Annotated in this window: 12 protein-coding genes; 7 read left to right on the forward strand and 5 right to left on the reverse strand. The window is 60.2% G+C overall.

The annotated features are described in order from the left end of the window. Nucleotides 1-73: 73 nt before the first annotated feature. Genes M5D76_RS00175 through M5D76_RS00190 form a run of 4 tightly spaced genes read left to right on the forward strand, consistent with a single transcriptional unit; the run spans nt 74 to nt 4,522 of the window. A complete protein-coding gene (locus tag M5D76_RS00175; protein WP_248921391.1) occupies nt 74-976 on the forward strand; it encodes a carbohydrate ABC transporter permease in 903 nt (300 codons plus the stop codon). After that, nucleotides 976-1,839 (forward strand): carbohydrate ABC transporter permease, encoded by an 864-nt coding sequence (locus M5D76_RS00180; RefSeq protein WP_248921392.1) that lies wholly within the window; start codon nt 976-978, stop codon nt 1,837-1,839. Before M5D76_RS00175 ends, M5D76_RS00180 begins: the two co-directional genes overlap by 1 nt. Nucleotides 1,840-1,841: 2 nt before the next feature. Continuing rightward, nucleotides 1,842-3,329, forward strand: coding sequence for a 4-alpha-glucanotransferase (gene malQ / locus M5D76_RS00185; RefSeq protein ID WP_248921393.1), 1,488 nt, complete (start codon nt 1,842-1,844; stop codon nt 3,327-3,329). A 2-nt stretch (nt 3,330-3,331) separates the two neighbouring features. Continuing rightward, on the forward strand, nt 3,332-4,522 hold the full coding sequence (locus M5D76_RS00190) for an ABC transporter ATP-binding protein (protein WP_248921394.1): 1,191 nt from the start codon (nt 3,332-3,334) through the stop codon (nt 4,520-4,522). A gap of 408 nt (nt 4,523-4,930) precedes the next feature. Here M5D76_RS00190 and M5D76_RS00195 read toward each other — a convergent pair whose 3' ends face one another. Continuing rightward, nucleotides 4,931-5,524: a YdeI/OmpD-associated family protein gene (locus tag M5D76_RS00195; RefSeq protein ID WP_248921395.1), complete on the reverse strand. Its 594-nt coding sequence runs from the start codon at nt 5,522-5,524 to the stop codon at nt 4,931-4,933. A 550-nt stretch (nt 5,525-6,074) separates the two neighbouring features. Here M5D76_RS00195 and M5D76_RS00200 point away from each other — a divergent pair. After that, nucleotides 6,075-6,908: a MerR family transcriptional regulator gene (locus tag M5D76_RS00200; protein WP_248921396.1), complete on the forward strand. Its 834-nt coding sequence runs from the start codon at nt 6,075-6,077 to the stop codon at nt 6,906-6,908. A 60-nt stretch (nt 6,909-6,968) separates the two neighbouring features. On the opposite strand, the gene M5D76_RS00205 is transcribed toward M5D76_RS00200, so the two are convergent. From M5D76_RS00205 to M5D76_RS00220, 4 genes are all read right to left on the reverse strand, one after another. Continuing rightward, nucleotides 6,969-7,934: a DUF1848 domain-containing protein gene (locus M5D76_RS00205; protein WP_248921397.1), complete on the reverse strand. Its 966-nt coding sequence runs from the start codon at nt 7,932-7,934 to the stop codon at nt 6,969-6,971. An 11-nt stretch (nt 7,935-7,945) separates the two neighbouring features. Further along, nucleotides 7,946-9,232 (reverse strand): hypothetical protein, encoded by a 1,287-nt coding sequence (locus tag M5D76_RS00210; RefSeq protein ID WP_248921398.1) that lies wholly within the window; start codon nt 9,230-9,232, stop codon nt 7,946-7,948. A 203-nt stretch (nt 9,233-9,435) separates the two neighbouring features. Then, nucleotides 9,436-10,458 (reverse strand): UvrD-helicase domain-containing protein, encoded by a 1,023-nt coding sequence (locus M5D76_RS00215; protein WP_248922334.1) that lies wholly within the window; start codon nt 10,456-10,458, stop codon nt 9,436-9,438. A gap of 35 nt (nt 10,459-10,493) precedes the next feature. Then, complete coding sequence (locus M5D76_RS00220) at nt 10,494-11,504, reverse strand: hypothetical protein (protein ID WP_248921399.1); 1,011 nt, start codon at nt 11,502-11,504, stop codon at nt 10,494-10,496. Nucleotides 11,505-11,926: 422 nt separating this feature from the next. Between M5D76_RS00220 and M5D76_RS00225 the strand changes: the two genes are divergently transcribed. Beyond that, nucleotides 11,927-12,883 carry a hypothetical protein gene (locus M5D76_RS00225; RefSeq protein WP_248921400.1) on the forward strand — a complete coding sequence of 319 codons (957 nt, stop codon included), beginning with the start codon at nt 11,927-11,929 and terminating at the stop codon, nt 12,881-12,883. Between the two features lie 949 nt (nt 12,884-13,832). Then, on the forward strand, nt 13,833-14,993 hold the full coding sequence (locus M5D76_RS00230) for an EcsC family protein (RefSeq protein ID WP_248921401.1): 1,161 nt from the start codon (nt 13,833-13,835) through the stop codon (nt 14,991-14,993). Nucleotides 14,994-15,086: the final 93 nt, after the last annotated feature.

Here is a 15,086-nt window from a genome sequence, read left to right on the forward strand (position 1 = left end):
GTTCTTCGCACGCAGAGAGGCCGGGTGGGCAACGCCCTCCCGGCCTCCTCTCGACAGCTCGTAAGGGGCAACTATGACCAAGAAAGCAAAGGGAGGGAGCATCCGGCAAAGCTCGATCCGCAGGTGGGCACCGCTCTTCATCTGCCCAGTCTTCGTGGCCTTCTGCATCGGCTTCGTCTGGCCCTTCATCCAGGGAATCTACCTCTCGTTCTGCAACTTCAAGCTCGTTTCCAAGGCCACGTTCGTCGGGCTCGACAACTACGTCCAGGCCCTCGCAGACGCAAGCTTCGCCCACTCGTTCTGGTACACGGCGGCCACGGCCATCGTCAGCCTTGTCCTCATCAACGTGATCGCCTTCGCCGTCGCCTACGCCCTCACCCAGAACCTCAAGGGCTCTAATATCTTCCGCACGATCTTCTTCATGCCGAACCTGATCGGCGGCATCGTGCTCGGCTACATCTGGTCGATGATCTTCGACGGCATCCTCCAGGCCTACAGCACGTCCATCCTGCTCGACTCCACCCTCGGCTTCTGGGGCCTGATCATCCTCATGTGCTGGCAGCAGATCGGCTACATGATGATCATCTACATCGCCGGCCTCCAGGCCGTGCCCGAGGACATGATCGAGGCGGCCAAGATCGACGGCGCCACCAAGCTGCAGACCCTCTTCAAGGTGATCATCCCCAACGTGATGCCCTCGATCACGATCTGCACCTTCCTGTCGCTGACCAACGGCTTCAAGCTCTTCGACCAGAACCTCGCCCTCACCGGCGGCCTGCCCTTCATCATCCAGCCCGACGGCGGCACCATCAACACCACCGAGATGCTGGCCCTGAACATCTACAACACGTTCTACACGTCGGGCGCGGCCACCCGCGGCGTCGCCCAGGCCAAGGCCGTCCTGTTCTTCGTCCTCGTCGCAGGCCTCGGCCTCGCCCAACTCGCCTACACCCGCAAGAGGGAGGTGCAGCAGTAATGTCCAACGCTCACGACACGCTCGCGTCCGAGAGGCGTCGCAAGAACATCCTGTCCGTCGTCCTCGCGATCATCTGCGTCATCTACTGCCTGCCGGTCGTCGCCGTGGTGGTGAACTCCTTCAAGCTCAACACCTACGTCAAGACCGACACCTTTGCCCTGCCCAACTCCGAGAGCTTCGCAGGCCTCTCCAACTTCATCACGGGCATGACCTTCGGCAACTACCCGTTCTGGCGCGCCGCCTTCTTCAGCGTCCTGATCACCGTGGCCTCCACCGCCCTGATCCTGATCTGCTGCTCGATGGCCGCCTGGTACATCGCCCGCGTCAACTCCAAGTTCTGCAAGCTCGTCTACATCCTCTGCGTGTTCTCGATGGTCGTCCCCTTCCAGATGGTGATGTTCACCCTCTCGAAGACCGCCGACACCCTCAACCTCAACACGCCCTGGACGATCCCGGTGGTCTACCTCGGCTTCGGAGCCGGCCTCGCGATCTTCATGTTCGTCGGCTTCGTGAAGTCGATCCCCCTCGAGATCGAAGAGGCGGCCGCCATCGACGGCTGCGGCCCCATCCGCACCTTCTTCTGCGTGGTGCTCCCCATGCTCAAGCCCACGCTCATCTCCGTCGGCATCCTCGAGCTCATGTGGGTCTGGAACGACTACCTCCTGCCCTACCTCGTGCTCGACATCAACGAGTACCGCACGATTCCCATCCACATCCAGTACCTCAAGGGCTCCTACGGCACCGTCGACCTCGGCGCGACCATGGCGCTCATCCTCATGAGCATCGTCCCGGTCATCATCTTCTACCTGGCCTGCCAGAAGCACATCATCAAGGGTGTCGCGGCCGGCGCCGTTAAGGGGTAGTGATGAAGAGGTCCAGCGCAATCATCATGCCGCTCTACGCGCTGCCGTCTCCCCACGGCATCGGCACCATGGGCAAGGCCGCCCACGACTTCGTGGACTTCCTCGCCGACGCCGGCCAGTCGTGGTGGCAGCTCCTGCCCGTGGGTCCCACGAGCTTCGGCGACTCCCCCTACCAGAGCCCCTCGGCCTTCGCGGGCAACCCCTACCTGATCGACCTCGACGAGCTCGTGGCCGACAGCCTACTCACCCAGGACGAGGTCGACTCCCCCGACTGGGGCGACGACCCCGCCCGCGTCGACTACGCCAAGCTCTACGCGAGCCGCGCCAAAGTCCTACGCCTCGCCTTCGAGCGGGGCTTCGCCCGCGACGCCGAGAAGGTCGCGCGCTTCCGCGCCCAGAACGCCTCGTGGATCGAGGACTACGCCCTGTTCATGGCCATCAAGCGCCACTTCGGCATGAGGTCGTGGATCGAGTGGGACGACCCCGCCATCCGCATGCGCGAGCCCGGCGCCCTCGACTCCTACCGCGAGGCCCTCGCCGACCAGGTCGACTTCAACGTCTACGTCCAGTACCTCTTCTTCGGGCAGTGGGAGCGCCTGCGCGCCTACGCCCGCTCGAAGCACATCGGCATCATCGGCGACCTTCCCATCTACGTCGCCCTCGACTCCGCCGACGTCTGGGCCGAGCCCCAGTGGTTCGAGCTCGACGAGAGGCACGTCCCCACCTCGGTCGCGGGCGTCCCGCCCGACTGCTTCAGCGCCGACGGCCAGCTCTGGGGCAATCCCCTCTACGACTACGATGCCATGGCCGCCGACGGCTACGGCTGGTGGAAGAGGCGCATCGCCGGCGCCGCCAAGCTCTACGACGTCATCCGCATCGACCACTTCCGCGGCTTCGAGTCCTTCTGGTCCGTCCCCTACGGCGAGAAGACGGCCCGCCACGGCCGCTGGGTCAAGGGCCCCGGCATGGACCTCGTCGGCACGCTCGAGCGCGCCTTCCCCACGCTCGAGTTCATCGCCGAGGACCTCGGCTACCACACCCCCGAGGTCGAGCGCCTTCTCGACGACTCCGGCTTCCCGGGCATGAAGGTCCTCGAGTTCGCCTTCGACTCCCGCGACGCGTCGCCGTTCCTGCCCCACGGCTTCGTGCCCAACAGCACCTGCTACGTCGGCACCCACGACAACCAGACCCTCATGGGCTGGGCCGCCGAGGCCGACCCCGCTGACGTTGCCCTTGCGCGCGCCTACTTCGGCCTCAACGACGAGGAGGGCTTCACCTGGGGCTTCATTCGCGGCGGCATGTCGAGCGTCTCGAAGCTCTTCGCCGCACAGATGCAGGACTACCTCGGCCTGGGCGCCGAGGCCCGAACCAACACCCCGGGCACCCTCGGGGGCAACTGGCAGTGGAGGATGCTGCCGAATCAGACCACAACCGAGCTCAGCGAGCGCATCGCCTCGATGACTCGACTGTACGGAAGGAGAGCGAGCTAACCATGGCAGAAGTGAGCTTCAAGCACGTCAAGAAGGTCTACCCCAACAACGAGAAGAAGTCCCGCAAGAAGAGGGGCGACGCCGAGAAGAGCACGCCCGCCAACGTGACCGACGAGGGGGTCCTCGTCGTCCGCGACTTCAACCTCGACATCGCCGACCGCGAGTTCATCGTCCTCGTCGGCCCCTCCGGCTGCGGCAAGTCCACCACGCTGCGCATGATCGCCGGCCTCGAGGACATCACCGACGGCGAGATCACCATCGACGGCACGGTCGTCAACGACGTCGCCCCCAAGGACCGCGACATCGCCATGGTCTTCCAGAGCTATGCCCTCTACCCGCACATGACGGTCTACGAGAACATGGCCTTCCCCCTCAAGCTCCGCAAGCTCCCCAAGGACCAGATCGACGCAAAGGTCCGCGAGGCAGCCGAGACCCTCGGCATCACCGAGTACCTCGACCGCAAGCCCAAGGCACTCTCCGGCGGCCAGCGTCAGCGCGTCGCCATCGGCCGCGCCATCGTGCGCGAGCCCAAGGTGCTCCTCATGGACGAGCCCCTCTCCAACCTCGACGCGAAGCTGCGCAACCAGATGCGCGCCGAGATCATCAAGCTGCGCCAGAAGATCGACACCACCTTCATCTACGTCACGCACGACCAGACCGAGGCCATGACCCTCGGCGACCGCATCGTCATCATGAAGGACGGCATCGCCCAGCAGATCGGCACCCCGCACCAGGTCTTCGACAACCCCGCCAACATCTTCGTCGCCGGCTTCATCGGCGTCCCGCAGATGAACTTCTTCGACGCCGACCTCGTCCGCACGGGCGACTCCTACGTCGTGCGCCTCGGCGGCTTCGAGGTCGCGCCCAGCGAGGAGAAGCAGGCCAACCTCAGGGCCCACGGCATCAAGTCCCAGAAGATCACCCTGGGCGTGCGCCCCGAGCACATCACCCTCGCCCCCGGCGAGACCTCCTGTCTCGAGGGCACCGTCGACGTCTCCGAGATGATGGGCTCCTCCGTGCACCTGCACATGACATCGCTCGGCCAGGACGTCATCGCCGTCGTCAACACCATGGACGCGACCGACCCGACCTTCGCCGACCGCCACAACGTGGGCGAGCGCGTCGAGTACGCCTTCACCGGCAACGCCATCCACCTCTTCGACAAAGAGACGGGAACCAACCTGGAGTTCTAGCCACTCCCCCACTCGCCCCGCGCATCGCGCGGACGAACCCCAAGGACCCGGCCGAGCACCCGCTCGGCCGGGTCCTTCCGTTGACGCGCTCAAGTCCTGATTCTGCGCGATTCCAGGTCCCCGTGGAAAGTTTTCAGTCCTCGCTTCGCAAAAACCATGCCCCGTGGCAAGCCCAACCGACCACTCAACGACAACGCGCCCCCGAAGCATGCATAGCCTCGAGGCCCGACGTGCGCCTTCGTCGCTTTCTATGTCATAACCAACCGATAGGGCAGGGAAAGGCGGCCACGAATCTTGCCACGGAAGGCCACTTTTGCATCGCGCGATTCGAAATCTTTCCACGGAAGGGTGGAATTGCGCACGGAGACCCAGGGCCGGCAGCGCCGGGACGGGAGGGCCGCCAGCCGCTCACTCCCCCAGCAGCCGCCCGTAGTCGTTCCACTCGCCGTACATCTCGCCGCGCCTCGTGTGCGCGATCAGGTTCTCCACGCCGCGCGCGTACGCACCCTCGTCGCGCGTCTTGTAGAACGTCACGTTGTACGCGCGCACCCGCTGGTACAGCGCCGGAAACGACCGGAACTTCGACCAGCACCGCGCATCCTTGAGCGCCCGCTCCAGGTCGGCGTCCACCCTGAAGCTCCTCGGCCCCATCTTCGGCAGCACCGCGCGCCCGGCGTCGGTCATCAGCCCCAGCCGCTCGAGCCGCCTCACGCGCTCCTTGTTCAGCTCGGTCCACGGGCTCTTTGGCTTTCGCGGAGAGAAGCGCTGCAGCCTCACCCCGTCGACCTCCTTGTGCACGCTGTCGACCCAGCCGAAGCACAAGGCCTCCTCCACGGCGTCGAGGTACCAGAACACGCCCGCGCCCTCGCCCTCGTACACGGGCCGCCCGCGCCGCACGTCGAGCCAGCACTCCGGCGCCGAGGCGTGGTTGGCCTCCAGCCAGGCGCGAAACGCCTGCCTGTCGCGAACGTCGCTCAGTATGATCTCGGGCACGAATTCCATGCGACCCCACTCCTCAGGCCACGACCGCTCGTATAGACGCTAGCGATAAGAAAGGTCGGGAACTGCTTGCCTGACGCGTACGCACAATCTCGCCGAAGCAATCGTCGCTTGATTGTCGTAGGACGATTGTAGTCTCCTGATGGCGGCGTCTTCGTCATAAACAATGACGCCACGCCCCTTCATCTTTTCAAGCTGCTGCTCAAAGGAGCACGCCTTGGGTAGAGGCATAAAAAAGACCCCGCCTGGTTCGCTGCGTTATCGCGCGCGTGCGGGGTACCGTTAGCAAGATTTATATCATCGTCCACGCGCCCCGCGCAACCTTCACCGCACCAGCCATGTCATGAAACGGAGCGCCATCCCCGATAAACAGCCATAGGCATGTAATGCAGCCAACAACTGCAGCACCCAGGCCGCCGACGCCGCCCGCCCCGCTCGCTTCACACCGCTAAAATCACCCTACGTAACGAAAAATACCGCGCCCAATTTCGCGAAAACCCTTGCTCGTCACGCGACGTGACGTTGCATGATGCCCTCGAAAGGAGGTGATTCCATGTCGGATCCCACGACCACCAACGCACCGCTCCCCACGGCCGCGCACGCGACCTACTCCACCGGCGAGCTCGCCCAGGCATGCGGCGTCACCGTTCGCACCGTCCAGTACTACGACGAGAAGAGCCTGCTCTCCCCCTCCGCACACACCGAGGGCGGCCGGCGCCTCTACTCCGAGGCCGACGCCGCGCGCCTGCGCCGCATCCTTCTCCTGAAGTCGCTCGGCCTCAGGCTCGCCGACATCCGCTCCGTCCTCGCGAGCGACGTATCGACCACGGTCCTGCGCGACATCCTCGAGGCCCAGGACGCCCGCCTCGCGCGCGAGCTCCAGGAGCGCTCGCTCGCCCGCCAGCGCATCGCGACCATGATCGCCTCGCTCGACACCACCGGCGAGCTCCCCGCACAGACCATCCCCGACATGGAAGCCATCATGCAGAACACCGCCACGCCCACGACCAACACCACGCCGCAGCCCGCGCCCGAGCGCCCCAGCATGTGGAAGAGCGAGCTCGCGCCCTTCTACAAGACCATGCTCGTCGTCGGCATCGCCATCGACGTCGTCCAGGTCGCCGCCATCGTCTGGTGGGTCACCACCGGCGACTGGCGCCCCTTCGCGATCGTCATGCCCCTCGCCCTCGCCGCCGCGGCCCTGCTCGTGCGCGCCTACCGCGCCCACACCGCCTACCTCTGCCCGCACTGCCGCCGCGCCTTCGTCCCGCGCGCCGCCGAGTGGTTCTTCGCGCGCCACACGCCCACCACGCGCCGCGTGACCTGCACCCACTGCCACACGAAGGACTGGTGCGCCGAGGTCTCCATCGACCGCCTCAACGCCTAGCGCCCTCGGCAGCCGCAAAGCCTGCCGAGAAGAGCCTGCGTCTTGCTGGCCGCACGTTCGCTACAGCAGCGTCATCTGCTCGGGGCCGGCGGGACCCGCGAAGAGGCTCCTCTGATCCTTCTTGAACGGCAGCGCGTCGGCGTCGCACTCGCCGATAAGCACCGGGGAGTCGGGGTCGTGCCGGGCGCAGTTGGTCTGGATGGACCCCTGCGAGAAGTTGGCGTAGCAGTACGCGCAGCCGTGCCGGCATGTGTTGTAGGCGCCGATGTCGGTGCTGCCGATGCAGCCGCAGAGCGCCCGCTGCCCCTTGTCCTTGGCGCGCCCGCGGGGCGTGAGCCTCCTGCCCGAGATGCGCTCGATCAGGTCGGCGTCGATGCAGTGCCCGTGCGCGATGCCACAGGCGTCGAGGTCGATCCCCTCGGCGCACGTCTCGACCCGCATGCCCGCCTCGCCGGCGATCTCGGCGATGCGCCCGGCAAGCGCGCTCTTCACGTCCGCCGAACCGTCGCTGATGCCCAGGCGCTGGATGTTCTTGGTGTTGTTGTAGTCCATGTCGAGGAAGCTGATTACCACGCGCTCGGTCGCGCCGCGAAGCAGGTCCGCGCACCGGGCGAACGCGCGCTCGTGGAACGCCATGGAGTACTTCGCGCTGAAGAGGATGGGGTCGTAGCGCCAGATGACGCGCTCGGGCCCCAGCCGCCGCGCGAGCTTGTGGAAGGTCTCGACGAGGGTCGTCTTGTCGGCCGGCAGCCTCGGCTCGAGGTCGCGCCCGTACGGCGTGATCGTGAACTGGAAGTAGTACGGGATGCCGCGCGCGTCGAGCTCGTCCAGCCGGTCGAGCATCGGGGCAGGGTTCTTGGTCCACAGCACGATCGCGTCCACCACGTCGGCGTCGAGGCGGATCTTGGTCAGCTGGTTCGCGTTGAAGGGGTTCCGCACCACGACGAAGCCCTCCTCCAGGCGCCGGTAGAACCACCTGGAGTAGAACGCGGGTATATCCGTCCGCCTGCTCGCGCTGATGATCATCGTGCCACCCCCTAGCCGACCTCCGCCTGGCCTATCTTCGCAACCACCCTATCAAAGCAGTCCCTGGCGACGTCCTCGGCCTTCTCCGACATGCCATCGCACAGCGTCTTCGGCATCGCCGAGAAGCCAAACGCCGCACCCCACATCGCGAACGGGACGCGCAGGTCTGCAACGCCACACCTCACAAGAAGGTACCTATAGAAACTATCGAGCTCACGATTGTCCTGCTTCTCGCATAGCTGAGCAAGAGTCCTCAATGTCTCGAACGAGCCCTCGTCCTCGATGCCCGGATTGTCATTGGGGTCGAACTCCTTCATGTTGTTCAGATGCGGCAGGAGCCGGTTGACGTACTCACGCTCTCCCGATGACTCCCACCGATCGCCAACATAGCCCCTAACCATCTTTCCGCACTCGAGGGCAAACGAATAGCCCAGACTCCGCTTCGTCCCCGCAAGCACGTCGACCTGGATTAAATGGTTGATGAGACACTCAGCCAAGCCACTGCCGCCCTCAGGCAACCGAAACGCAGGGATGTTTTCGATGAACTCCACCGAGGGCTTGCTATTCTTGCCGACGCGAGTTGGGCTCTTCCAGGCATCCATTGCCGCACGGATGCGATCTTCGAGATCAGATCTATACATGCTTAAGCCAACGGTGTCATCACGTAAACGCATAGGCAACTCCACGGAAGAAAGCCTGCGAAACTTCTCAATCTCGTCTTCCAGGCAAAAGGAGCTCACCTTTGAGGTCTCTGCTTTTTGAGCTGCCTTCGTCCCTCTTGCCATGCCGTTGAGCACGAACCTGTGAAGTATGTACTCAAGCGTGTGGCGATACCCCTCCAGACCCTCAGAATCCTTCTGAGTCACTGCGTTGACCATGTCATCAACGGTTCTGAAGAACACCACGTAATCATCTCGAACATCGTCGGCCTTGGGTGGCGAATAATGAAATCCAAGGTAATAGCCAAAGAGCGCACCCTTTAGCCTGTCGAGCATCTCGAACTGAGCGATATCCTCATGCCACAAATCGGCATCCTTGGGCTCAACTCCCTGCTGCACGTCAAACAAAACCATGTTTGGCGACGCGGGGACCACGACTGCGGAAGCCCGATATCGGTCGGCAAACTTCGCCTCGATGCTCCTCTGAGCGTTGTTGAAGGCGAAGTCTAGATCCTCATCGGAATAGAAAACGAACTTGCAGCTCCTTGGGCTAAAGCGAATCGTTTCAGTGGTCCAGAACCCGTCATCCTCATTGCCGAAGGGGTGCCGCACGAGCTCCTCGTCAAGCTGAAGGACCATATAGATGTACTGTTGGCCATCTTTTTCGTTCGGTTTTGCAGGAGACGAACGGTACAAACGAATGAATCGCGGATTAGCCCCTGGGTCCGCAGAGTCAAAAAACCTAAAACCGTAGTTTCGTCCCTCGTAGAGTGACCTTGGAGCAATCGACTCAGTCGAGAGAATATTGCTCAAGTTAGTGGCCAAGGTTTGAATGAAATAGCTCACAAGACCTCAGTCTCCCTAGCCTCAATGTCCGCCTCATACAAATCCTCTGGCACTCCGCGCAGAGGAGCTGGCAACGATCCAGAGTACATGATGAAAAGCGACCTATACGCGCGAGTCATTGCCACGTAAAGCGGACCAACAAACCCATCGACGCTCTCACACTCTGGAAGAAAAACAGCACCAAACTGTAGGCCCTTTGCACAGTGATACGTCATCAGCTTTGGGTTTGTAGTCGCAAAATTCAGAGTGTTAAGCCAATCGCGGCCACAGCTATACTTTGCCTCAACGCCCCATCCGGCCTCACGAAAGTATAAGTAGGCATCCCGAACCTGTTCATTCCTGGGGAATATGATGCCAACGTCATCCAATCCCCACTCAGATATGATTCGCATGATTCCGTTTAGCTGTTCTTCCCTCGAATCATATTCCAGAATGAAGGGCTTCTCGTTGCCCTCGCCCCTACATCTGCCAACAAGATCACTATCAACCCTCAAGTATTCCGCGACGCAAGCAATCGGCTTAGGCAGACGATAGTTAAAAGCAAGCTTTTCCATTGGAAAACGCGTGATGTCCCGTATCGCCTCCATGCTCACTGGAGCATCGCTTCCCGTACGAAAGCCAAAAATCTGCTGAGCTGAATCACCAAATAATAGAAGCGTCTTCCTCGCGTTCTGCTTAAGCAACTCAATGTCATCTGAAGAAAAATCCTGCGCCTCGTCCACGATGATATAGTCCGACTCTTGAGGATATCTGCACCAATTGTCTCGAAGGGCAATCAGATCAGGGTCTATCCCTTGGCCTCGACAGCCCTCTTCAAAGTACTGCTTCAGCGTATTTGTAAAGACAATGATTCTAGCTGTGCCCTTATTGTTGCGCACAATCTCATGGAGGAGCCAAAACGCGAGGACTGATTTGCCGCTCCCGGCACATCCGCGAACGATGAGGGATTTCTCGGCCCTGAGATTCAAAATCTTTCTCTGGCTGTCATCTAGCTCTGATTCATTTAGATAGAAGCTCATCCTATCCACTATTGCAATCCTCCCCGCACAACCAACTAATGCTTACGCATGTTGCATTTACTCAAGTTGTGTTCTCTTATCGGACAGCTCCAAAGCTCGATCGAGTCAAGCAACTGATCGGAAAGGACATTAGAGCCAATCACGCGATAGCAGATCTTGGAGCACTCGTTCACGGCCTCACGATGACTCACATGAATCACGTTCTGCGAATAACAGCTCCCACAATCCAACTCAAGACGGTTGCAGATAGGCGGAAGGATGCTCTTGAACTGCTGGCGTTCGGAAAGAAAGTCATTTACCTGCTTGTTAAGGACTTCTGGCGTCCATCGACCGCCAGCCCCATTGGGCGATGTAACGTCCAAGACCATGAGTGTGCCCATCGGCCTTAGCAGCTGCGAGAAGCTCGAGCAAAACTCGTAATAAGGACGCTCAGATATACCCGTACCATCCAGTTCGTTCAGCATCTTGGAGCAGATAACAAAATCGAAACGGTCGGGTGACCGGGGAAGAAAGTCGTTGAGATTCGCAAAGGGGCGTGGCGCTTCGAAGACATGGTTCACAAGCGACACGCTAAGCTCCACGCCCACGACTTTTGCCGCCTCAAAGATGATTTCACGCATCACGCTGTGCGCATCAGCATTGCCCTCAATGGAGGCGACGTCTATCGCCTTGACTGACGGAACCCTCTTCGCGATTGCCAAGAGCAGGCCGAGAAGATCGCCCCCAGTTCCAGTTCCAACAGAGCAGACCCTTACACAATCTTCGCTCGCAAGAGAGCCCGCCATGGTTTTGTCTGACAGCAAGCTGTCAAAAATCACGAACGTTTCCGCAACGCTGCGCGGAAAGTACGTTCCCAAATAGTTGAGAATCTTTTCCTCGTCCGCGTCCAAATTCATGTTGAACGCAAGGCTTCTGCCAGCAGGTCTATGCGACGCCCCAAATCGATCGAACACGAGCTCGTTAACCCACTCCGGAAGCCGGACGCCAACCGAGTCGTCGCGGACAGTGACCTCGGGAAACAACGCATCTGAGGTTTGTCGTTCCATGACCACGAGCCACTCCTCAGGTTTAACCCGGCCAAAAGACGGACGCCCACTCATGGGTCACAACATTCTCTTAACCGCTTCTATGGAAATACCTCTGTGCTCAGACAACAAGCGACATATCAAATCTCATCGGCAAACGGGAGGTGGCGAAGTCCCACAGAATTATGCTGTACTCCGATCAAGCATCCATCTCATAAAGCCCAGACCGCATTGCCCCGAACGTCTACCACGCTAGCGTCCAACCGGAACGTAGTGAGCTGCCCCGCTTAAACAAGCTCCGGTCACGACGATGCCTTCCTGACCTTCGGATGGTTTGCGCAAATCAATTGTTACCGCTGGGAGAATCGCCCGTGTCTCCCGTTTGTCATTGGGATAGCTTTGATTTCGCTGAATAGCCGATCACATTCTTCATCTGAGGCCACATGAAAACGCAGAAGAGAACACACGGCATCTGGATGCCCGCTCCAAAGAAGCGCACCGCCTCCACTGGGGATGATTCCGATCACGGGAACAAGAAGCAACAAAAGGCAAAGCAGAAGACTAAGCAGAAATCAAAGCAAAAGGCGTCGCAGGGCACGACGAAGAACTCGGAGCGGAAAAGAAATGCCCAGCTTGCACGCGCCCAAAAGGCCAAGCAGCGCAGTGCGTGGATGCGTCACCTTCGCGAACTCCACGAGCTCTGCAAGGACGATAAGCCTGCCCCCACGATGCTCGGAGGCATGAAGTCCAGCGGCATCAAGACAAAGAGCACGTACACTCACACGCCCATAGAAGACGAGAAGCCCGAGGATCAACGCCATGCCATTTGGCAGCCGCCTCAGACAGATAAAAGCAGATTCTCTGGCACCAGCTCGTCACGCCACAAAGCCACGGCGAGCTACAAAGTCGGCGCCGACTACGAAACCATTGCCTATGACGACGAGTACAAGGACAGCAAGCCAACGCAGAAAGAGAAAAAGAAAAGGAAGGGGAAGCAGAACAAGAAGAAGCGCAAAGCCAAAGGCCAAGGCGGCTTAGCAACACAGTCCTCACCCAAGGCGTCTGGCTCGAAGAAACAAAAGAGGCCGATTACAACCGGTCCCCTATCTGCCAAAGAGAAGAGGACGTTTGACAATAACTACCGCATACGTGGAGGCAACCCCTCTTGGAGGGGTTGGGACAACATGATCATCCCTGGCAGGACCAGGCAGTTCCTCTATTCCCAAGTTCACGCCTTGGGTCTGGACAAGCCCGACGACAAAAAGTGGACGAAGGGCGAAAAGGCGGTATTCAGAGACCATCGGCACAAGCTGCTTGCCAGCTCACCGCAATGGAAGACCCTCCTACCACGGAAGAGCGAGCGGGCAATAAAAAGGGCCTATGCCGACCGACTCGCCTAACAACGCAATGCACTTTGATCATTTTGCCAGTTCTTGGCGAGCATCAGCTCTGATAATGTGGTCTCAGTCACCACGAAGCCCTTTTCTGGCGAAGCATTAACTGCGCCGAACTCCTTTTTTGCCTTGCAAGCCAGAAAAGCAACGTACTCGACAGCTGCCCTGCGACGCCGTCCTGACCTCCCGATGGATTGCGCAATTCAATTGCTATCGCCGGGAGATCGGCCCCGTGCCCCGTTCGCTATTCGACTGGTGCGCAAAAGTCTCCATCGACCGCCTCATCGCTTAGTGCCCCGCCTCTCCGCGCCCACGCTCACGCTCCCCGCCGAGAAGAGCCTGCCCCTCGCCCCGCGCCCGACCTCGCACCGCAGGGATCGTCCAGCCCTATGCGTACGACCCGGCCACGCTCCCGTCAACATAGGAACGCGCGCTAAGTCGAGGACCTCCCGCCAACCCAGACACACGGCACGGCGCACTTGGAGCAACAATCATGCTCACCCCATCCCGGCGCCGGGCTCAAGGCCCGGGAGGTGGATGAAAGGGGCGCACCAAATTCCAGGCCGCTTTGACAAGCGAAGGACGCTCCACAGGCATAAGCCCGTGCCCGAAGCAATGCGGGCAGAAGATGAGACAACAACACAACAGGCGCCTGCCTTGATTAACGCCAACAATACAAGTCACGAATCCATTTGATGCCAACGATCCATTTGACCCGGCCACGTTCGCATCATTATTACAACGTCTCGCGGCATTCGCATTGTCCTGCTCGACCACATCAAAGTATGCTTTCACATGACAGTTGAGTGTCACGACGCAGTCAGCCATGAGGCTATGGGCCAACTCTGCTCTACTGCGCCGCCAAACTTTGGCATGTCAGAAGAGCGGCACTCGTGTTCAAACAACCGCAGATTAGCCCGCAAAAACCGGACGCAACCACAACGGGGAGAGTCGAATGAACGATCGCGCAGGCAGGAGCAGCTCACTGGCCATACCCGATCCGATGCTTGACGATCGCGAGTTGGCCGATCTGCAAAGTACGACGCAGCGCTACGAGGACATGATGAAGCCGAAGGCGCTCGCGAGCGCGGCAAAAAAAGCCGCGGAAATCATTCCCGAGAACGTCAAGGACGCCGCCGCACAATTGGGAAAAACCATCTCCGAGCAGGAGATTTACGCACAAGCGCTCAAACTTATCACCGAGGGATTCAAGGTGCTCGAGAGAGAGGCCGCCAAAGTCACGGTAAACGAACAAAGTGTCGTTAAGGCAATTAACGATGTATCGCAAGAGGCAAACATTGAAACCCTCGAAGAGGTTTGCACGGTTCGCTCATACGATGTCGCCAAAGCCGCTAACAAGCAGTATGGCCAGCACATTGCCGCAGCGGTCGTTGAAGGCGGCGGCACGGGGGCGGCGGGCTTTGCCGGAATTCCTGCCAACATGGTGCTTAGCACGTTCCTGTTCTATCGTGCGGTTCAATCCATCGCCATGTCATACGGTTACGACGTAAAGAACAACCCCGACGAGCTCATCATCGCCTCGGACGTATTCGCCAATGCGATGAGCCCATCATCCAAAGGCTCCAACGGTGTTTCAGACAACGTCGCAAAGTTCATGGCGATAAGCGCCGCCGAGGGCATCAAGCAAGCTGCTGGTAAGTCGTGGGCCGCGATGATCGAGGAGGGTGCCGCGGGGCTACTTCTCGCACAGATACGCGCCCTAGCTCATGCGTCAGCGAAAAAAGCTCTTGAAAATGCGGGCAAGAAGAGCCTCGAAAACAGCATTTTCAGGGAGCTCTTCGAGCAGCTCGGCAAACGCCTGACGCTCAAGACAGTCCAACGCGCCGTCCCAGTCATTTCTGCCGGAATTGGTGCCTTCATCGATACTGCGCAAATGAACAAGGTCCTAACGTACGCCAACATCTTCTACCAAAAGCGTTTCCTTGTTGAGAAAGAAAGCCGAGTAATGAATCTCGTAGGGATCGCAGACGACGGTGCCGTTGTTGCAGACGTCGAGACCGATGACGCAGACGCCGAGCCCATACCTCAGAATTCGGTTGACGACAGCGCGAATGGCGACATCAAGAATCCCACGGCTGAAGAGATGGACGAATAGCCCGCTCCGCCCACTACGCATCCAGTAGATCGTTCCACTAACCATCGCTGTTTTCTCGCAGACTCGGTGTCGCGCGCTTCCAGGATGCGATCT

The organism is Olsenella intestinalis, from assembly GCF_023276655.1.
Classification (GTDB): Bacteria; Actinomycetota; Coriobacteriia; order Coriobacteriales; family Atopobiaceae; genus Olsenella_J; species Olsenella_J intestinalis.

What these genes read in the sequence shown, in the direction of transcription:
- M5D76_RS00175 (WP_248921391.1), top strand. Translation starts at nt 74, where the DNA reads ATGACCAAGAAAGCAAAGGGAGGGAGCATCCGGCAAAGCTCGATCCGC.
- M5D76_RS00180 (WP_248921392.1), top strand. Translation starts at nt 976, where the DNA reads ATGTCCAACGCTCACGACACGCTCGCGTCCGAGAGGCGTCGCAAGAAC.
- malQ (WP_248921393.1), top strand. Translation starts at nt 1,842, where the DNA reads ATGAAGAGGTCCAGCGCAATCATCATGCCGCTCTACGCGCTGCCGTCT.
- M5D76_RS00190 (WP_248921394.1), top strand. Translation starts at nt 3,332, where the DNA reads ATGGCAGAAGTGAGCTTCAAGCACGTCAAGAAGGTCTACCCCAACAAC.
- M5D76_RS00195 (WP_248921395.1), bottom strand. Translation starts at nt 5,524, where the DNA reads ATGGAATTCGTGCCCGAGATCATACTGAGCGACGTTCGCGACAGGCAG.
- M5D76_RS00200 (WP_248921396.1), top strand. Translation starts at nt 6,075, where the DNA reads ATGTCGGATCCCACGACCACCAACGCACCGCTCCCCACGGCCGCGCAC.
- M5D76_RS00205 (WP_248921397.1), bottom strand. Translation starts at nt 7,934, where the DNA reads ATGATCATCAGCGCGAGCAGGCGGACGGATATACCCGCGTTCTACTCC.
- M5D76_RS00210 (WP_248921398.1), bottom strand. Translation starts at nt 9,232, where the DNA reads ATGGTCCTTCAGCTTGACGAGGAGCTCGTGCGGCACCCCTTCGGCAAT.
- M5D76_RS00215 (WP_248922334.1), bottom strand. Translation starts at nt 10,458, where the DNA reads ATGAGCTTCTATCTAAATGAATCAGAGCTAGATGACAGCCAGAGAAAG.
- M5D76_RS00220 (WP_248921399.1), bottom strand. Translation starts at nt 11,504, where the DNA reads ATGGAACGACAAACCTCAGATGCGTTGTTTCCCGAGGTCACTGTCCGC.
- M5D76_RS00225 (WP_248921400.1), top strand. Translation starts at nt 11,927, where the DNA reads ATGAAAACGCAGAAGAGAACACACGGCATCTGGATGCCCGCTCCAAAG.
- M5D76_RS00230 (WP_248921401.1), top strand. Translation starts at nt 13,833, where the DNA reads ATGAACGATCGCGCAGGCAGGAGCAGCTCACTGGCCATACCCGATCCG.